This is a genomic window from Streptomyces sp. A012304, from assembly GCF_026008495.1.
Lineage (GTDB): Bacteria > Actinomycetota > Actinomycetes > Streptomycetales > Streptomycetaceae > Streptomyces.
The window spans coordinates 1-18,730 of record NZ_BQUN01000111.1; the positions used below are offsets into that span (position 1 = coordinate 1).

Sequence of the window (18,730 nt, forward strand, 5' to 3'; positions counted from 1 at the left end):
GGGGCGGGGGGTGCGGTGACCGGCGTGGCCGGGGCCGTGGCGCTGGGCGTGGCCGACCGCTGTACGGGGGTGGGTGTTCCGGTGCTGGGGGTGGGCGGCTGCGGCGCCGGAGTTGCCACGGGTGTGGGTACGTCGGCTGGGGCGGCGGCTGGGCGCGGGTTCACGGGCCGTGGGGCGAGGGGGGCGGTGACCGACGTGGCCGGGGACGTGCCGCTGGGCGTGACCGACCGCTGTACGGCTGTGGGTGCCTCGGGTTTCAAGGCGGGCGGCTGCGGTGTCGGCGCCGGGGCTGCCGGGGTCACGGGTACGTCCGCTGGAGCGTGGGCAGGCGCGCTCACCGACCGTGGGGCGGGCGGGCCGGCCATCGGATCAACCGGCCCGGGGGCGGCCGGGCTCGAGGCGTGCGGGACCGCGATCGGTGCGGAGGACGCCCGCTGTACGGGGGTTCCGCTCTCGGGGTTCGTGCCGCCGCCGTCGGTGGAGACCGGGGCAGGGGTGGGCGGGGTGTGCCCTCGCACCGCGGCGGTGGAAGCGGACGGGCCGGGCTCCTCGGTGGCCGGCGGGGTTCCGCCGTTGTCGCTGGAGGCAGGGGAGGGCGGCGGCGTCGGTACCCGGGTGGGCAGGGTGCGCCGTTGGAGCGGGGCGGTGGATGACTTCGTCAGGTGAGCCGGGGTCGCCGGCGGGCGCGGTGGTGCCGGACGCACACGGATGCCCCGCGCCGGCACGGCGGGCGCGGGAGGCGCCGACGGCATGGGCAGGACGGGCGGCACCGGCGACACGGCCTCCGCCGACGAGGACGGGGACGGGGACGGAGGCAGGGGCGGCGGCGTCGATGGCCCGGCCACCCGGGGTTCGACCGTCGTCGGCGCCCCGACCGGCCCGACCGCAGGCGTCTTGGCCGGCGCCCCGACCGGCACTGTCACAGGCGTCTTCGCCCGAGTCGTCGCCGGCCCGACCGCAGGTGTCTGCGTCGGAGTCGTCGGCCCGGCGGCAGGTGTCTGCGTCGCGGTCGTCGGCCCGACGGCAGGTGTCTGCGTCGGGGTCGTCGGCCCAACCGCAGGCGTCTGCGTCGGTCCGGCCGCAGGCGTCCTCCGCCGAGTCATCACCGGCACGACCGCCGTCGTGTCCGTCGTCGGCCCGGCCGCAGGCGTGTCCGTCGGCGGCGCGATCGCGGGTGTCCGCGTGGGCCGTACCACCGGCAGGGCCGGAGTCGTCTGCGGCGGCGTCTCCGTAGGGGGTGGCGACAGCAGGCCGCCTCGTGTGCCGTCCAGGATCATCGGTGCGGACGTGGCCGTGAAGGTCGGGTTCTGCCAGGTGGCCAGCCGGTTGCCGAAGCCGGGGTCGGCGACGCCCGCCGTGTCCCGGGCCGCCGACCGCTGGAGGGGCGGCAACGCCGGCCAGGCCGCCGTACGCGGACGTACCACCGCGGGAACCTCCGGTACCGGATCGGCGGCATCCCCGCTCCGCGTCGACGTCGATCCGGACGCCGCCCTGCGGAAGCGATCCAGGAACCCCATGGCTCAGCCCTCCGTCCCGGACGCCCGGGACACCAGGGCCGCGATGCGGTCCGCGTAGCGGCGGCGGTCGTGGTGCTCCAGGTCCAGGATCTCCTCGTGGCTCCAGTGGAAGTGGAAGGCGACGTACGCGATCTCCTCGTGCAGCCGGTCGGTCGCGTACGTCACGATTCCCCCAGGCGGCTCCCGCCGAGTTCGACGTCGAAGGGCTCCGCGCAGTGGGGGCACTCCACGGTCGCCCGGGTGTGGCCCTCCGCGTTGATCTGGCGGTAGAAGTCCTGGAGGAACGCCAGGTCGGAGGCGAACATGTTCTCCACGATCCCGTCGTGGACGAGGGGCAGCGTGCCGAGCCGGGTGATGACCCGGCCCAGCAGGACCACCGTCAGGTACGCCGGGTTCTCCTGGACGCGGATGTCGCGCAGGGGGACGAGTTCGTCCCTCGCCGTGGCCAGGCGCATCACTCCGTCGCGGTGGACGGTGCCCGCCTCGTCGACATAGCCGCGCGGCAGCTCGAAGGGGAACTCCGTCTGGAGGTGCCGTACCGGCGTGGGGGCGGGAGCGGCCGGCGGGGGCGGGGGCGGGGGCGCCTCCCGCTCCCCGACCGTCACGGCCGCTGTCGCGGCCCCCGCCCGGACCGCCGTACGCCGCATTACTCGATGACCAGTTCTTCGAACGTGATCGTCACGGTCTCGGTCAGCGCGGACGCCTCGCCCGCCTTCACCGTGCTGGTGTCGATCTTGCTGCACCAGGCGTTGCGCATGTTGTACCGCTTGACCGGGTTGTTCTGATAGTCCATCACCATGATCGTGGCGTTCTTGCGGGCGCTGCCCATCGCGCCGTTGATCGACTCGGTGATCCACTGGTTGAAGGCGGCGGACTGCGTCATACCGCGCACGACCGTGCAGGTGCCGGCCTTCTTCACACCGGGCAGCTTCTTGGTGACGGGCTTGCCCTGCGCGGAGACCTGCTGGTACTCGATGACGTCCTGTTCGAGGCTGAGGCCGCTGACCTCGGCGAGGTACTCGACCATCACGCCGTCGATCTGGAGCCCGAAATTGTGCGAAGTGAGCGCGTCACCCGGCTGGAGAGTCATCTGGCTTTCTTTCTAGGAGAATTGACGGCGGTCTGCTGCGGAGGCCGGGTCCGGCTACTCCTCCAGCTCCCCGTTGCCGCTGGAGAACTGCGCCAGCCGGAAGATCACGAACTCGGCCGGCTTGACCGGTGCGATGCCGATCTCGCACACGACCCGGCCGACGTCCACCGACTCCGGCGGGTTGGTCTCCTCGTCGCACTTGACGTAGTACGCGTCCTCGGGCCGGGCGCCGAACAGGGCGCCGCTGCGCCACTCGTTGACCAGGAACGCCGAGACGTTGCGCCGGATCCGGGCCCACAGCGCGTGGTCGTTCGGCTCGAACACCACCCACTGGGTGCCGATCAGGATCGACTCCTCCAGGTAGTTGAAGTACCGGCGGACGTTCAGGTAGCGCCACGCCGGGTCCGAGGAGAGCGTGCGGGCGCCCCAGATGCGGATGCCCCGCCCGGGGAACGCGCGGATGCAGTTCACGCCGATCGGGTTGAGCAGGTCCTGCTCGCCGCGCGTGATCTGGATCTCCAGGTCCACCGCGCCGCGCACGACCTCGTTCGCCGGCGCCTTGTGCACACCGCGCTCGGAGTCGTTGCGCGCCCAGACGCCGGCCACGTGACCGCTCGGCGGGACCAGCCGGGCCTGTCCGGTGGCCGGGTCGAAGGACTTGATCCACGGGTAGTAGAGCGCCGCGTACTTGGAGTCGTAGCCGGCCGTCTCCTGCCGCCACACCCGGATCTGGCGGGCGTTCAGGCCGGGCGGCGGGTCGATGATCGCGACCCGGTCGCCCATCAGCTCGCAGTGCGCGATCAGGCCGAGCTGGACCGCCTTGACGGCCTCCAGGTCGATCGCCCCGCGCTGGTAGGCGGCCATCAGGTCGGGCACGGCGACCATGGAGATCTCGTCGACCGCCTCCAGACCGCCGAAGCCGGTGCGGTCGGCGCTGTCACCGAGGTACTGCGCGGGACCGGCCTGCGCCGGCTCCTCCCGCGCCGGTACGGCGGGGGCGGCGGGCGGCGCGGCCAGCGTCACCGTCTGGTTGTCGGGGCGGGCCAGCTGCGCCGACGGCGCGGCCTCCGCGACCGTGATGAGCTTCGAGCGCTCCTTGACCTGGGTGACGACGTACGACCGGTTGCCCTTCTTGGCGGTCACGTCGAACGTCTCGACGGCCTTGTCGCCGTCCCTGACGATCAGCTTGAAGCGCTCGGCGGGGCCCTCGCCCTCCGCGTCGGCGACCTCCACGCTCAGCGGGCCCTGCGCGCCGGGCGCGGTGGCCGTGACGGTGAACGTGCCGAGCTGCGCGGGCTCACCGGCGGGCAGCGCGGCCGGGCCGGCGCCCGCACCGGCCACGGCGGCCGGGGAACCGGCCTCGCCCGTCGTCTCTCCGGCCGCGCCCGCCGGGGAACCGCCCACGCGCACGACGTACGCCGCCGAGCCGCCGTTGTTGAAGAAACCGTAGACCGAGTGGGCCAGGTAGTACCCGTCGGTGAAGTCACCGAACGCCGCCACGTACTGGGTCCAGTTGGTCACCAGCGTCGGCTCGTTCAGCGGGCCGGTCGGCGCGAGTCCGACGAAGGCCGCGACCGAGGTGCCCACTCCCTCGATCGGGCGGGAGCCGCTGGCCACCTCCTCGACGTATACGCCGGGCGACAGGTAGGACGGCATGCTGTGCTCTCCTCGGGGTACGCGTCAGGACGTCTTTCACCGTCACGCGCGCGGCGCGTCGCCCGAAACGGCCCCCGGTGCCATACCGGGGGCAACGTTCATGTCCGCTGGGGCAAGCACCCCGAGGTGCCCCGGCTGCTGCCCCCGTGGCCCTTCCGCTCCCGCGCGGGTGAGGGCGGGACGGCGCAGGACCTTCGGGCAGACGGCCCTGCCCCGCCGCCTCTGACCTCGCCCGCCGCCCGCGCCCTAGCGTGGCCGGGTGAGCCTGTGGACCTCCCTCGAACCCTCCTCCGCCACCGTCGACCCCGGCGCCCGCACCACGGTGCGGCTGCGGGTGCGCAACACCGGTGACGTCGTCGACGAGTACCGCTTCGAACCGGTGGGGAGCGTCGCGCCGTGGACGACGGTGGAGCCGCCGACGCTGCGGCTCTACCCCGGCACGACGGGCACGGTCGAGCTGACGTTCGCCCCGCCGCGCACCCCGGACGCGACGGCCGGCCCCAACCCGTACGCGATCCGCGTCACGCCGACCGAGCACCCGGAGGCGGTCACCGTCCCGGAGGGCAACCTGACCGTCACACCGTTCACGGAGGTGCGCGCCGAGCTGGTGCCGCCGACCGTGAAGGGCCGGTTCCGCGGTCGCCCCCGGCTGGCCGTCGACAACGTGGGCAACACCCGCGTCACGGCCTCGGTCAGCGGCAGCGACACCGGCGACCGGCTGTCGTACGACATCCAGCCGGGGAGTGTGCAGATCGAGCCGGGGCGGGCGGTGTTCGTCGACACCACGCTGCGGCCCCGGCAGATCATCTGGTTCGGGTCGAAGGAGGAACAGCCCTACACCCTCGCGGTACGGCGGTCCGGGGCGCAGCCCCTCGACGTGGAGGGGACGTTCGTGCAGCGCGGGTTGCTGCCGCGCTGGCTGGCGACCGCGCTCAGCGTGAGCCTGGCGCTGGCGATCGCGTTCGTGATGATCTGGCTGGCCTACAAGCCGCAGGTACGCAGCCTGGCGGCGGAGAAGGTGGCGGAGGCCGAGGGCTCCACCCTGCCGCCGCCCGGTCCGTCGGCCCCGGTCACGAGCGCGCCCCCCGCGCCGAGCCCGGAAGCCGCACAGCCGGAGAACGTCCCGGTCCCGGACGGGACGGAGCAGGCCGGGAGCGGCGACGGGGGCGGTGCGGGCGCCGGGGGCGGCGGCGCGGACGAGCCGGAGAAGCCGGAGGAGGAGACCGCCGCCACGGCCGTGCAGGCCCTCGCCGCGCGCAGCGAGGGCCGTCACATCTGCTACCGCGCGTATGTCGCCGACCAGGGCTGGCAGAAGCCGGTGTGCGACGGCGCCGAGGCCGGCACGACCGGCAAGGACCTGCCCATCAAGGCCCTCAACATCGCCGTGTCCGGCACCAAGGGCGTCGCGGGCAACGGCGCCCATGTGGTCGAGGGCTGGAAGACGGGCGACAAGTGGTCGTCGGCGGCGGACGGCATCGACATGTACATCGGGTCCACCAAGGAGGCCGACTCCCCGCTGATGGGCTTCACCATCGAGGTCCGGGACGGCTCCGTCTGCCAGAACGCCCACCTCGCGGACAAGGGCTGGATGGGCCTCGGCTGCACCAAGCCGGGCGAGTGGATGTTCGGCGGCAGCCCCTGGGAGGAGAAGCGGAAGCTGGAGGCGGTCCGCTTCACGGTGTGAGCGGCTCTCCCCCGGCCTGTGTTCCGTACGGTGGCGAGCCGTGCGGAAGGGCAGGTCCGGCTGTCCCCTTCGGGCACCGGTCCTGCCCCGCGGCTTCCTGACGGGCCGTGGCCTGCCGCTTTAGCGTCGACTTGTGACTCTGTGGACCTCTCTGGAACCGGCTTCCGCGACGGTGGACCCCGGCAGCAGCACGACGGTGCGGCTGCGGGTGCGCAACACCGGTGACGTCGTCGACGAGTACCGCTTCGAACCGGTGGGGAGCGTCGCGCCGTGGACGACGGTGGAGCCGCCGACGCTGCGGCTCTACCCCGGCACGACGGGCACGGTCGAGCTGACGTTCGCCCCGCCGCGCACCCCGGACGCGACGGCCGGCCCCAACCCGTACGCGATCCGCGTCACGCCCACGGAACACCCCGACGCGGTCACCGTGCCCGAGGGGAACCTGACGGTGACGCCCTTCACGGAGGTGCGCGCCGAACTCGTACCACCGACGGTGAAGGGCCGCTTCCGCGGTCGCCCCCGGCTGGCCGTCGACAACCTCGGCAACACCCGGGTGACGGCCTCCGTCGCGGGCGCCGACACCGGCGACCACCTGTCGTACGACATCCGGCCGGGGAGTGTGCAGATCGAGCCGGGGCGGGCGGTGTTCGTCGACACCACGCTGCGGCCCCGGCAGATCATCTGGTTCGGGTCGAAGGAGCAGCGGCCGTTCGCGCTGAGCGTGCAGCGCTCGGGCGTGCCGCCGCTGACCGTCGACGGGACGTTCGTGCAGCGCGGGTTCCTGCCGCGCTGGCTGGCGACCGCGCTCAGCGTGAGCGTCGCGCTGGCGATCGCGTTCGTGATGATCTGGCTGGCGTACAAGCCGCAGGTGAACAGCCGCGCCACCGAGAAGCTCGCCGAGGCCGGCAGCACCGCGCTGCCCAGTCCGGCCGTCTCCGCGCCGTCCGCGCCGAAGCCCGACGCCTCCACCGAGGCCGCCGTGCCGGAACCGGCGATCCCCTCACCACCCGCGAAGGAGGACACCGGCGGCTCCTCCGGATCGTCCGCCTCGGGCGGCGGCGGCTCGGGCGGCGGGGGCGGCGGCTCGGCGCCCAAGGCCAGCCCGAAGCCCGTGCCCGGCGTCCTGATCATCGGCCAGGCCTCCGACCGGTGCGTCGACGTCACCGACTCCCAGGACGGCAAGGGCCGCGACGGCACTCCGCTCCAGATCTACGACTGCGCGGGCTCCGCCAACCAGAAGTGGGACTTCCGGGGCGACGGCACCGTCCGCTCCCTCGGCATGTGCATGGACGTCGCCTGGGGCTCCCGCGAGGACGGCGCCGTCATCCAGCTCGCCCGGTGCAGCGGCAACCCCGCCCAGCAGTTCGTCCTGAGCGGCGCCGGCGACCTGGTCAACCCCCAGGCCGACAAGTGCGTCGACGTCAAGGACAACGGCACCGGCAACGGGGCGAAGCTCCAGCTGTGGACGTGCTCGGGAACGCCTAACCAGAAGTGGCGGGTGGAGTAGGGCGTCCCGCTGCGGCGAAGGCGGCGATGTCCCGGACGCCGGGGGTGCAGCCGTCGGAGGTGTCCACCGTCAGCGTGGGGACGTCCAGGGAGATCGGCACGAAGGACTCCAGCGAACGCTCCCCGCGGGCGATCGCCGCGAGCAGTTCCCGGTCGCCGTGCGCCGCCCGGTGGGCGTCCGCCTCGACGCGCCGGACGATGCGGTCATGGGCGATCGCGGCCGACGTGACACAGCGGACGACGCGGATCCGGGCGAGCTCCACGAGCGGTTCCAGGTTGGGCCGCCACAGCCGGTCCTGGAAGGCGGCCTCGGCCACGATCGTCACCCCGGCCCGCAGCAGGACCTCCAGTACGCCGAAGAAGGCCTCCAGCGTCGGACGGTTCAGGGGGTCGTCCCCGCCGCTCCGGTGGCCCTGGGTGGACAGCACCATGCCCTGTTTGATCTCGTCCCGGACGATCGCGGGACAGCCGAGTTCCCGGGCGAGGGCGTGGGCGAGGGTGGTCTTCCCCGTGCCGGGGCCTCCGCTGACGACGAGGAGCGTGGGTGGCGTCATGGCGTTTCCCGTGGGGCGAGGGCAGGGGGCGGTGGCGGCCCGGGGGCCGGTCCTCCTGGCTACCAGTTCGTCTCCCCCGGCACCAGACGTCCCGCCTTGCGGTACTCGCGGCGGGCGCCCTCCAGGAGGTCGGAGTCGTTCACCGGCTCGCCCCGGCCGGCGGCGAGGTAGGCGGCGGTGACGACCGCGCTGCGGATGGAGCCGCCGGCCAGTTCGAAGTCCTTGGCCAGCGGCGCGAGGTCGACGGTGTCGGCGCACGGCACGTGCGTCAGGCCGTGCCGCCACAGGGACAGGCGCTGTTCGGCGTCGGGGAAGGGGAAGTCGACCACCAGGTCCAGGCGGCGGGTGAACGCCTCGTCGATGTTGGCGCGCAGGTTGGTGGTGAGCAGCGCGATGCCGTCGAAGGACTCCAGGCGCTGGAGCAGGTAGGCGCTCTCCATGTTGGCGTAGCGGTCGTGGGAGTCCTTGACCTCGGAGCGTTTGCCGAAGACGGCGTCGGCCTCGTCGAAGAGGAGGACGGCGTCGGTGCGGTCGGCCTCGGTGAAGATGCGTTCGAGGTTCTTCTCCGTCTCGCCGACGTATTTGTCGACGACGGAGGAGAGCTGCACGACGTAGAGGTCGAGGCCGAGTTCGGCGGCCACGACCTCGGCGGACAGCGTCTTGCCGGTGCCGGACTCGCCCGCGAACAGGCCGAGCACGCCCCGGCCCCGGCCGCCGCCGGCGCTGAGCCGCCAGTCACCGAGGACGCGGTCGCGGTGGCGGGCGCGCAGGGCGAGTTCACGCAGCTGGGTGAGGGGGCGCTCGGGCAGGACGAGGTCGTCCCAGGTGACAGCGGGCCGGATGCGGCGGGCGTGGCGTTCCAGGCCGGACGCCGACTGCTGGCGGGCCGCCAGCCGGACGTGGTGCGCGGTGAGCGGGCCGCCCTCGAAGGCGGCCAGGTCACGGGCGGCGCGCGCGGCCCGCGCCACCCGGTCGCCGCCGAGCCGGTACGGCGCCACGGCGGTCGCCAGGTCGAAACCGGCCGCCTGCGGGCCCAGCGCCGCCGCCCAGGCCGCCGTCCCGCCCGCCCGGCGGCGCGGCGCGTCCAGGACGAGGGGGTCGTGGGCGGCGCACCAGTGGGGGTCGTAGGGGCGGGGGTCGGTCAGCAGGACGGTCACGTCCGTCCCGGCCGCCAACGCCGTCACCAGCGGGGCCGGCTGCTCGGGCAGCCCGCTCAGCACGACCGCCCGGCCGGTGAGGCGGGCCTCGCGCAGCAGGTCGGGGACGCGGTCCTCGGGGCCGGTGAAGCGCAGGGCGCCGAGGCCGGCCGCGTCCAGGGCGGCGGCGAGCGCGGCCGGACCGTCGCCCTCGCGGTGTTCGCGCAGGTAGGCGATGAGCGGACCGGCGGTCAGCCGGGCGGCGAGACGGGCGGTGAACGAGGCGTCGTCGGCGGGGAGGGGCTCCGGCATCGGGAGGAGGCAGCCGTGCAGGGCGGCGTCCGGGGTGTCGTCGCCGAGGAGGTGCGCGAGCAGCCGGTCCGGGACCCGCAACGAACGGGACAGCAGGGGCCGTTCGCGATCCTCGACGTCCAGCAGACCGAGGGCGCGCAGGGGCGCGGCGGAGTGGAAACGGGCCCGCGCCGCCGCGTCGTGCGCGGGGACGCCGCACAGGTCGAGGGCGAGCCCGACGGTGGCGCGGCGGCGGCTCACGTCGTCGTTGAGGTAGCCGTACAGCGGCTCGAAGGTGCGGTCGAGGTCGGGGGCGAGGGCGATGAGGAGGATCGCGGTGTCGAGGGCGGTGAGGGGCAGGCGGGGCAGGAGCGGGTCGGCGGCACCCGCGATGCCGTCCACCGGGGGGTCCGGCCCCCGTCCCAGCAGATGCCCTACCGCCTCCTCGGACAGGTACAGCCCGCGCAACGGGTCGTCGGCCGTGGGATCGACGGCACTGCGACGGTCGACAAGGACGGCGACACGCTCCCGAAGAACGGCGACACGTTCCCGGAGGGCGGCGGCACGCTCCCGACGGGCGGCGAGGCGGGGCTCCAGTGCGGGGGACCGGACCTCCGGGGCGGTCATCGGGGAACCCGGGCCTCACGGGCCGCCGCGACCTGGTGTGGGCGGTGGGCGCGGCCGGACGGCATCGGGGGGTCGCCGTCCATGCCGCCGACGCGGACCACGGCGCCCTCGGTGACCGGCGGTCCGGCGTCGTACTCGGGGTAGGCCGGGAAGGGCGCGGTCACCACCAGGTCCAGGGACGGCTTGAGTTCACCGCCGAGCGCGGACCAGATCTCGGCCAGTGACCGTGACTCGGAGTGCAGCCCGGCCACCGTCAGCGGCACCGACAGACCCAACGCGCCGAGTGCGCCGGGCAGTTCGTCGGCGGGCAGCAGCTCGTGCGGCAGCAGCGTCGCCAGCACCGCCGACAGCAGCCGGTGTTCGTCGTGTGGGGTCTTGGTCCAGGCGGTCACCAGGTACGACAGCCGGAACCAGCGCGGCGGCTGACGGCGCCGTACGACGATGTCCCGGTCGTCGCGGACGGACATCTGGCCGCGCTGGCGGCGGGTCACGTCCTCCCGGATGTCGTACAGATAGGCGTTGATCACCGGGGCGTTGCGGCGGGCCGCCCAGTCGCGGGTGGGCGCCTCGAAGGAGACGTCGATGCCGGAGCCGGTGAGCGCACCGCTGCCGAGCAGGCCCTTGAGGACCTCGTCCACCTCGTGGATCACCGTCTCGTCACTCCTTGGTCGTTCGCCTCAACCGCCGTGCCGCACACGCCCGTTGCCCCGACGATCATGCCCTGCGCCGGTGCGGGCGGTGAGCGACCCCGGGTCGGTGGCCGGGCAAAAGCGCTGCCCGCGTGTCCGCCTTCGATTGCCCGTTCGGTCAGATGTAGCCTTCCCGAAGGGCATATGCCACGGCGTGCGCCCGGTTGCGCAGGTGCAGTCGCGTCGTGAGTCCGTGCATCACGTTCTTGACGGTTCGTTCCGAGTAGGACAGCTTGCTGGCGATCTCTCCGGTGTCGAGGCCCTCGGCGACCAGCCGCAGAACGTCCACCTCACGGGGCGCGAGGCCCATCGAGGGGGCGCCGGGCCGGTTCGCCGCGCCCCGGTGCAGGGTGCCCACCTGGCTGATCAGCCGGCCGAGCAGATCGGCGGGCAGGTCGCCCTCGCCGCGCCCGGCGGCCAGCACGGCCTGCACCAGGCGGTGCGCGGTGGCCTCCCGGCGCCAGACGATGGCGCCGACGCCGCACTCGATGACGTCCAGCAGCTCGTTCTCCCGGATCGTGCCCACGACCAGCACGGCCCGTACGCCCTCACCGCGCACGATCCGGCGCAGCCGGGCCAGCGCCGCCTCGTCCAGGGTGTCCTCGATCAGCAGGGCCACCGTGCCCGGGCCGGGCTCCTCCCGCAGCTCCACCTCGGGGCGGGAGCGCAGCTGGCTGACCGCGCCCTCGCGGGAGATGGGGTCGGCGGCCTGCACCGCGACGGGCGTGCGGCGGGCGCCGGCGGCGGTGTGCGGTGTCCGGGATGCGCTGAGCAACCGTCTCTCCCCTGTTCACGGGCCCGCCGACCGGTGCGCGCCGGCGACGGGAGGGCGTGTTCCACATTTCTGGGGCTGCCGTGTCCGGCGCAATCGTGGAGCACCACGAGGCGGACCACGAGGCCAGCGGGAGCGGTACCACGAACGGCGGTGCGACCTCGCATTTCCGCAGGTCAGCCGGATCGATCGGGCATCGGCGCCCGGTCGGCGCGGCGCAGTGAGCCTCGCCACAGCGGGCACCCGGGTCCGTGCTCCCCGCATCTCCCGTCGCGTCACCCCCGTCCACCACAGGAGGCATGGATGACCGGACCGTCGACCGCATCATCGAACTCGCCGACCGGTCCGTCGGCCGCGTCATCGAACTCGCCGACCGGTCCGTCGAGCGGAACGCTGCGGGAACGCGGGGACGCGCTCGCGCTGCTCGCCGCCGAGGTCGAGCGCGTCCGCGCCGGCAGCGGACGGCTCGTCCTGCTGCGCGGTGCCACCGGCACCGGCCGCTCCGCCGTCCTGGAAGCCGCCGCCGCGCACGCCGCCGACCGGGGCCTGCGCGTCCTGCGCGCCCGTTGCTCCCCCGAGGACACCGCCGTGCCGTTCTCCGCCGTCCTCCATCTCCTCGGGCCGGTACCGGAGTTCGCGGACGTGGCGCCCGGTCTCGACGACCGGGGCAGCGCGGCCCGGCTGTGGCGGCTGCTGCGCTCCTACGCCGACGAGGCCCCGCTGCTGGTGGCGGTCGACGACGTCCATCTCGCCGACGCCGCCTCCCGCCGCTGGCTCGTCGAGGCGGCCCGGCGCATCGACCGATTACCGGTGCTGGTGGTGGTCACCGAACGCAGCCAGTACGACATCGCACCGCAGCCGGCCGGGCTGACCCACACCCTGTCCCCGTCCCTGGTCCGCACCCACACCCTCGCCCCGCTCACCGACGACGCCTCGGCCGCCCTGGTCCGGGCCGCGTTCCCCACGGCCCCGCCCGACTGGACGGCGTCCTGTGTCCGCGCGGGCGCGGGCAACCCGCTCCTCCTCCAGGCCCTCCTGGAGGACCTGCACGGCACCCCGCCGCCCGCCCCCGTCCCCCACACCTGCGCCGCCCTGTACCCCGGCGCCTATCCGGCCACGGTCTCCTGGTGGCTGGAGACGGCGGGACCGGGGACGGCGGAGGTGGCGCGGGTCCTGGCGGTACTGGAGGAGGCCGACGGCCCCGGCGCGGACGGGGACGGGACCGAGGACAGGACCGGTGACGGGACCGAGGGCGGCGCCGGTGGCGGGACCGAGGACGGAACCGGTCACGGGACCTGGGACGGCGGGCTTCTGCCCCCGAGCACCCCGGCCCCTCACCCCCTCGCCCCCCTCCTGGCCGACGCCTCCGGTGCCGACCCCTCCCGGGTCGCCGGGTGGCTCACCGCGATGACGCGGCTCGGGCTGCTGCGGGCCGGGGCGGACGGGCGGCCCCGGTTCGCCCACCCCCTGCTGCGGGACGCCGTACTCGGCGGATGGCCCGCAGGGCGACGGCAGGCCGCGCACCGGGCGGTCGCGGAGGCGATGCTACGGCGCGGCGACCGGGTCGAGGCGGTGGCGCGGCAACTGCTGGGCAGTACGACCGTCGGCCTGCCGTGGGCGCTGCGCGTCCTGCGCGACGCCGTCACCGTGGCCGTGCGCGAGGCCCGCCCCGCCGACGCCGTCGCCTACCTGCGGCGCGCCCTGCGCGAACCCCTCACCGACGACCAGCGGCCCCGTCTGCTGACCGAGCTGGGCTCCCTGGAGTACGCCCTGGCCGACGCCCCCGCGGGCATCCCCCGGCTGGCCGAGGCGCTGAACCTGCCCGCCGAACCCCGCGACCAGGTCCGTACCGCCATCGCGCTCGGCACGGCCCTCGCGGGCCGGGGCGAGGTCCGTACGGCCGTGGAGGTGCTGCGCAGGCTGGAGGGGCGGCTGGCCGGCCACCCGGACCTGGCCCGCACGGTGCACACGGCGTCCGCGCTGCTGTCCGACCAGGACCAGACCGTGCGCCGCGAGGCCTACCGGTGGCTGACCGACACCGCCGAGCACGCCCCGGAACTCGTCGGCGCCGCCGGGCAGGCCCTGCTCGTGCGGTACGCGGCGACCGCCGGCGCCAGTTCCGCCGAGGCGGCGATGACCCGGCTGCGGGCCCTGCTGACCGAGCCCGCCGATCCGCTCGCGGAGCCCTTCCTGCTGGGCACGGCCGCCGCCGTCGCCCAGTGGGCCGACGAACTCGACGAGGCGGAACGGCTCGTCGAGCGCGGCCTGGCCGGTCAGCGCCCGTCCCTGCTGCACCCGATGGAACGGGCCCTGCGCGACGTCCGCACCGACATCGCCGCCGCCCGCGACGACTACGCGACGCTCCTCGCGGCCCGCGTGGACGACCCCCGCACGGGCGGCCCCAGCACGCGCGACCCCCGCCCGGACGACCTGCGCACAGGCGGTCCGTCCAACGCCGACGCCCACGCCGTGATCGCCCTCGTGGAGACGGGACGCGGCGACGAGGCGCGGCGGCTCGCGGCCGGGTTCGACCTGCGGGAGGCGCCGGACTCCTGGCAGCTGAACCGCTTCCTGTACGCGCGGGGCGTGCTGCGCCGCGCCGAGGGGGACGCCACCGGCGCCCTGCACGACTTCCTGGAGTGCGGCCGCCGCCAGTCGGCCCGCGCCGTGCACAGCCCGGTCGTCACCCCGTGGCGGACGGCCGCCGCCCAGGCCCGGCTCGCCCTCGGCAGCCCCCGGGAGGCGCTGACGCTCGCGGAGGAGGAGCTGCGGCTGGCCCGGGTGTGGAACACGCCCCGCACGGTCGGCCGGGCCCTGCGGGTGCTGGCCCGGGCGACCGGCGGCCGGCGCGGCCTGGACCTGGCCGAGGAGGCCGTGGCCGTGCTGCGCGGCTCCCCGGCCGCCGCCGAACTGGCCGCCGCCCTGCTCACCCAGGGACGGCTGCTGACCACCGCCGGGGAGCGGGCGCGCGGCCGGGACTGTCTGCGCGAGGCCGCCGAACGAGCGGGACGGCTCGGCGCCGTACGGCTGCGCACGCTCGCCGAGGACGCCCTGCGCGCGGGAGGCGCCCGCCGTACCACCACCGGCTCCGCCGCCCTCACCGGCAGCGAGCGCCGCATCGCCGAACTCGCCGCCGACGGCCGCACCAACACGGAGATAGCCGACCTCCTCCACCTGGCCCGCCGCACCGTCGAGACCCACCTGACCAGCACCTACCGCAAACTGGGCATCCGCAGGCGGGGGGAACTGCGGGAGGCGCTGGGCACGAAGGGCTCCTAGCCGACCCGGCCCGGCTCCCGCCGGGGGATGTGACAGCCTTGACCGGATGTCCGCTGCCCTCGCCGCCGTCCGCCGGTACGCTCCGCCGCTGCTGGCGCATCTGCTGATCGGCCTGCCGACGGCCGTCTTCGTGCTGTGCGCGCGCTGGTACGCCGCGCACGGCCACTGCGACCTCGACGACCTGGACCGCCGCGACCTGGACGGCTGCACGTACGACGACATCGAGAACAGCGATCTCGTCCTGGGCGTCTACGTCGTGTCGGGGGTGCTGGTGACGCTGCTGCTCCTGATCTACGACGTCCTGCGACCCCTCGCCACCGCGTCCGCCGCCCGCCGCCTGCTGGCGCCCCGCCTGCTGACCCTGCCGGCGGTGTTCCTGCCGTACGCGCTCCTGAGCTTCCTGGCCGCCCGAGCGTGAAAGCGGATGATACGAAGAGCTGTATAAGAGGGCGATGATCTATCACGTCGTGCCGAAGGAGGTGTGGGACGTCCGTCCCGACGCCCCCTACGCGCCCGCCTCCCTCCAGGACGACGGCTTCGTCCACTGCTCCCCCGACGAGGAGAGCACCCTCGCCGTCGTCAACGCCTTCTACCGCGACGCGCCGAGGCCCCTGCTCGCGCTGCTCCTCGACGAGGGCCGGCTCACCGCGCGCTGCGCCTGGGAGGCCGCCGACCCGGCCCCGCCCCCCGGCGTCGCCGACGGCACCCTGTTCCCGCACGTCTTCGGCCCCCTCGACCGCGACGCCGTGGTCCGTGTCCTGGAGGTCCGCTGGGACGAGGAGGGCCGGGCGACGGGGCTGGCGGAGACGGACGGCTGACGCGGGCGCCGGCCGCTCAGCACCACTCCGAGGCCGCCCGGTCGGCGACGATCTCGATGTGGAGGAAGCCGTCCGCCAGCCCCGCGCCACGGCGGTCCGCCGGTAGTGGGCCGTCACATCCGCCGTCGGCCCGGTGTACCCGTACCGCGCGCCCACCCGGGGAAAGCCGGTCTAGCGTTCGTCGGGCTCGTCGCGCGGCACCAGTGTCACGCGGTGGAAGTTGCAGGTGACGGGAGACGGGCCGGTGCCCGGTGCTTCCGCCAGGTGGGCCTTCAGGGCGACGCTGACCAGGCTCATCAGCAGGTCGACGTCCGTGTCGCAGTCGAGCCGGATGGTGACCCAGCGGGAGCCGGGGATCAGCCGTACGGCGGTCGAGCCGCGCAGGTCGGCGTGGATGCGCTGGATGGCCGGGACGGTCAGATGCAGGTCCACGTCCCGCCCGGAGTGGAAGTGGACTATCTCGCTGTGCGCGGAGCGCAGGGCCCGCCCGGTACCGCAACTGGCCCGGCCCGCGCTGAGGTCGGGCCAGGATTGCAGTCGTTCGAGGGCGCGTTCGGCCAGGGTCATGCGCCCATGGTCGCTCGATCACCGCCCGGCAACCAGAGGTTGAGGGAAATGTAACCGGGGCGTGCGGTGCCGGGGAGGGGAGCTGCGGCTCGTCCGACGGTGTTTCACCTCGCCCTGTGCGCCGGCTGTGACGTTTCCGCCACCCGCCGCGCTGTGATCAACATGCGCCTCTCATTCGAACGCACGAACGATGACCGTCGCCCTCACCGCCACCTCGCCCGCCGTCTCGCCCTGGTCGCCGCCCTGGCGACCGTGCCCGTCCTCGCCGTTCCACCGGCCGCGCACGCCGCCGACGCGACCGAACTCGTCGTCGGCGCCCCGGTGCACTACGAGCCGGTACTCGACACCCTGTACGCCGCCGGCGACACCGGCTACCTCCACCGGCGCGAGACGACCGACGGCTCCGGCCCGGTCTACCAGTGGCGCGGCTACGACGGGACCGAGCGCACCGTCGACAACTTCACCGGCACGGTCCCCGGCCAGCAGGGCTTCTACGGCGCCGGCACGGACGTCCTGCCGGTGCCCGTCGGCGCGAGCGGCGTCGTCGCGCTGCGCGACCCGGCGACCGGGGAGTCGACCTCCCTCACGGTGCCGGAAGGGCAGTACACGGTCGGCTCGTTCGGGCGGACGGTGCTGACGATCTCGTACAACGAGGTGTGGCAGGTCGACCGGCTGCACATCCTCCGCGTCCAGGACGGCGTCACCGTGGACACGCCCGTGGACCCGCCGGAGGGCCAGCGGTTCGACCGCTACCCGCTCGCGGCCGGGGACGGGCGGACCGCCGTCGTGAAGTTCATCCACGGGCACACCCTCGGCGTCCTGGACCTGACCACGGGCACCGTCACGCCCGTCTCCTCCGGAGTGGCCGTCGACGAGTCCTGGAACATCCAGGCGGCGATCTCGCCCACCCACATCGCCTGGTACCAGCAGGGCATGAGCCAGGCGCGGGTGGTCCGCCGCGACGACCCGGCCGGAGCGCGGACCTCCGTCGCCGTCCCGGCCTCCGGCGAGGACATCCCCGTCGTCGGGCTGGCCGGCGACTGGCTGCTGACGTCCTACCGTCCGGCGCCCGCCACCGAACAGAACCCGCCCCTGCGGCGCGGCGGCCCCCTGCTGGCCACCCCGCTCGCCGGCGGAGCGCCCCGCACGCTGCTTGCCGCCGCCCAGTCCGACCTGTTCCAGGTACCCGGCGGCGGCGCGCTCGTCGTGGGCGGCGCGGACGCGGGCGACTGGGCGGTGCGCCGCGTCGACGCGGCGGCGGACGGCACCCCGACCCTGAGCACCCTCTCCCCGGTGCCCTCCCTCCCGGGCGTGCTGCGCGGAGTCGCCCTCGGCGGCGGCCAGTTGGTGACGAAGGAGGAGGACAGCGCGCCGCGCCCCGCCTACGTCACCCGGAAGGTCACCCTCACCGGCACGCCGTCGGCGGGCACGCGCACCGAACTCACCACCGCGCCGGCGGGGGAGGCCTACGGCCAGCCCCTGGCCGCCGGCGACGGCTCGGTGGTCCACGTCCGCCACGACGACACCGCCGAACGCGACGTCCTCGTCCGCACCACCCCGTCCGGCGCCCGCACGGAGGTCGTCCCCTTCGACCGCCGTACACCGTCGACCTCCGGCCGTGGCCTGCGCGACGCCTTCGGCCGGTACGCGGTGTACGGGGCCGGCGACGAGCGGGTCGTCGTCGACTTCGAGGCGCCCGGCGGCGCGGCGGTCGTCCAGCGCCTCACCACCCCGGCGGCCGCCCTGTGGGGCTCCAAGCTGTGGACCACGGACGGCACGGGCGGCCGGATCGAGGCCCGCGACCTGGCCACCGGCACGGTCACCTCGTACTCGGTCGGCGCCTCCTGCGTGGTCCGGGACATCCAGGCCGTCGGCCGCTGGGTGTACTGGGACTGCGTCGGCCAGGACATCGTCGGCGGCGACCCCACCACCCCGTTCGGCGTCCACGACCTGAACACCGGCGCGGACATCACCCTGCCCCGGCGCGGCAGACTCGGCGACGGCTTCGTCGTCGACCACGACCCGACGGCCGCCGAGCTGCGCCTCACCGACTTCCACACCGGTACGGCGGCCCAGCCCCGCGTGCTGACGAGCCTGCCGGCGGTGTCCCCGTGGAAGAACTGGGACGTGGACAAGTTCGGCGGCGGCGTCGCCTGGCTGGACGGCACCGGGGCGGCCCACGTGGTCCCGAGCGGCGTCCCGGCCCAGCCGCTGGTGTCGACGGCCGCCCAGGTCCCGGCGACGTACACCCGCGCGGCCGGCGGCCCCGCCTGGGCCCCCGTCTGGCAGCTGTCCAAGCCCGCCACGGGCGCCCGGCTGGTCATCAAGCGCAAGGCCAAGGTGGTGACCGGCGTCGACGCCACCGCCGTGGGCGCGTCCGTCTCCGCCCGCTGGGACGGCACCGCCGCCGACGGCACCCGCGTCGCCGCCGGCACGTACACCTGGGAACTCACCGCCACCCCGGAGGACGGCACGGGCCCGGCCCTGACGCTGACGGGAACGGTGACGGTGGCGGACGGCGCCTAGCGGTTACGGTCGGCCGCC

The 18,730-nt window shown here is 74.7% G+C and carries 16 protein-coding genes; 7 read left to right on the forward strand and 9 right to left on the reverse strand.

Annotation, left to right across the window (positions count from 1 at the left end; genetic code table 11):
- The first annotated feature begins 708 nt into the window (after nt 1-708).
- Entirely contained in the window at nt 709-1,575 is an 867-nt protein-coding gene (locus ALMP_RS27745; RefSeq protein WP_264933152.1) for a hypothetical protein, read from the forward strand.
- Here ALMP_RS27745 and ALMP_RS27750 read toward each other — a convergent pair.
- From ALMP_RS27750 to ALMP_RS27765, 4 genes are read right to left on the reverse strand one after another with little or no spacing between them, the layout of a single operon-like run.
- Entirely contained in the window at nt 1,521-1,682 is a 162-nt protein-coding gene (locus tag ALMP_RS27750) for a DUF6760 family protein (RefSeq protein ID WP_264933153.1), read from the reverse strand. The genes ALMP_RS27745 and ALMP_RS27750 overlap by 55 nt on opposite strands.
- The gene (locus ALMP_RS27755) at nt 1,679-2,164 is read right to left on the reverse strand and encodes a hypothetical protein (protein ID WP_264933154.1); all 486 of its coding nucleotides are present in this window, start codon (nt 2,162-2,164) and stop codon (nt 1,679-1,681) included. Before ALMP_RS27755 ends, ALMP_RS27750 begins: the two co-directional genes overlap by 4 nt.
- On the reverse strand, nt 2,164-2,607 hold the full coding sequence (locus tag ALMP_RS27760; protein ID WP_264933156.1) for a phage tail protein: 444 nt from the start codon (nt 2,605-2,607) through the stop codon (nt 2,164-2,166). Before ALMP_RS27760 ends, ALMP_RS27755 begins: the two co-directional genes overlap by 1 nt.
- Nucleotides 2,608-2,661: 54 nt before the next feature.
- Nucleotides 2,662-4,263: a phage tail sheath subtilisin-like domain-containing protein gene (locus tag ALMP_RS27765; protein ID WP_264933158.1), complete on the reverse strand. Its 1,602-nt coding sequence runs from the start codon at nt 4,261-4,263 to the stop codon at nt 2,662-2,664.
- 259 nt (nt 4,264-4,522) lie between these two features.
- Between ALMP_RS27765 and ALMP_RS27770 the strand changes: the two genes are divergently transcribed.
- Both ALMP_RS27770 and ALMP_RS27775 read left to right on the forward strand, forming a co-directional pair.
- Nucleotides 4,523-5,947 (forward strand): hydrolase, encoded by a 1,425-nt coding sequence (locus ALMP_RS27770; protein WP_264933160.1) that lies wholly within the window; start codon nt 4,523-4,525, stop codon nt 5,945-5,947.
- 133 nt (nt 5,948-6,080) lie between these two features.
- Nucleotides 6,081-7,454 carry a ricin-type beta-trefoil lectin domain protein gene (locus ALMP_RS27775; RefSeq protein ID WP_264933162.1) on the forward strand — a complete coding sequence of 458 codons (1,374 nt, stop codon included), beginning with the start codon at nt 6,081-6,083 and terminating at the stop codon, nt 7,452-7,454.
- On the opposite strand, the gene ALMP_RS27780 is transcribed toward ALMP_RS27775, so the two are convergent.
- The 4 genes from ALMP_RS27780 to ALMP_RS27795 form a co-directional block, all read right to left on the reverse strand.
- Nucleotides 7,429-8,007 carry an ATP-binding protein gene (locus ALMP_RS27780; RefSeq protein ID WP_264933164.1) on the reverse strand — a complete coding sequence of 193 codons (579 nt, stop codon included), beginning with the start codon at nt 8,005-8,007 and terminating at the stop codon, nt 7,429-7,431. The two genes, ALMP_RS27775 and ALMP_RS27780, sit on opposite strands and share 26 nt — an antisense overlap.
- A 59-nt stretch (nt 8,008-8,066) precedes the next feature.
- A complete protein-coding gene (locus tag ALMP_RS27785; protein ID WP_264933166.1) occupies nt 8,067-10,061 on the reverse strand; it encodes an ATP-binding protein in 1,995 nt (664 codons plus the stop codon).
- Entirely contained in the window at nt 10,058-10,711 is a 654-nt protein-coding gene (locus ALMP_RS27790) for a DUF4255 domain-containing protein (protein ID WP_264933167.1), read from the reverse strand. Before ALMP_RS27790 ends, ALMP_RS27785 begins: the two co-directional genes overlap by 4 nt.
- A 157-nt stretch (nt 10,712-10,868) precedes the next feature.
- Nucleotides 10,869-11,525 carry a LuxR C-terminal-related transcriptional regulator gene (locus tag ALMP_RS27795; protein WP_264933169.1) on the reverse strand — a complete coding sequence of 219 codons (657 nt, stop codon included), beginning with the start codon at nt 11,523-11,525 and terminating at the stop codon, nt 10,869-10,871.
- Nucleotides 11,526-11,825: 300 nt separating this feature from the next.
- Here ALMP_RS27795 and ALMP_RS27800 point away from each other — a divergent pair, with 300 nt between their 5' ends.
- From ALMP_RS27800 to ALMP_RS27810, 3 genes are read left to right on the forward strand one after another with little or no spacing between them, the layout of a single operon-like run.
- On the forward strand, nt 11,826-14,801 hold the full coding sequence (locus tag ALMP_RS27800; protein ID WP_264933170.1) for an AAA family ATPase: 2,976 nt from the start codon (nt 11,826-11,828) through the stop codon (nt 14,799-14,801).
- Between the two features lie 46 nt (nt 14,802-14,847).
- Nucleotides 14,848-15,219 carry a hypothetical protein gene (locus ALMP_RS27805; RefSeq protein ID WP_264933171.1) on the forward strand — a complete coding sequence of 124 codons (372 nt, stop codon included), beginning with the start codon at nt 14,848-14,850 and terminating at the stop codon, nt 15,217-15,219.
- Between the two features lie 34 nt (nt 15,220-15,253).
- Nucleotides 15,254-15,619, forward strand: a complete 366-nt coding sequence (locus ALMP_RS27810) for a DUF952 domain-containing protein (RefSeq protein WP_264933172.1) — start codon at nt 15,254-15,256, stop codon at nt 15,617-15,619.
- A 171-nt stretch (nt 15,620-15,790) separates the two neighbouring features.
- Here the strand turns inward: ALMP_RS27810 and ALMP_RS27815 are convergent, their stop codons facing one another.
- A complete protein-coding gene (locus ALMP_RS27815; RefSeq protein ID WP_264933174.1) occupies nt 15,791-16,186 on the reverse strand; it encodes a luciferase family protein in 396 nt (131 codons plus the stop codon).
- Between the two features lie 162 nt (nt 16,187-16,348).
- Between ALMP_RS27815 and ALMP_RS27820 the strand changes: the two genes are divergently transcribed.
- Nucleotides 16,349-18,712, forward strand: coding sequence for a FlgD immunoglobulin-like domain containing protein (locus ALMP_RS27820; RefSeq protein ID WP_264933176.1), 2,364 nt, complete (start codon nt 16,349-16,351; stop codon nt 18,710-18,712).
- Nucleotides 18,713-18,730 lie beyond the last annotated feature (18 nt).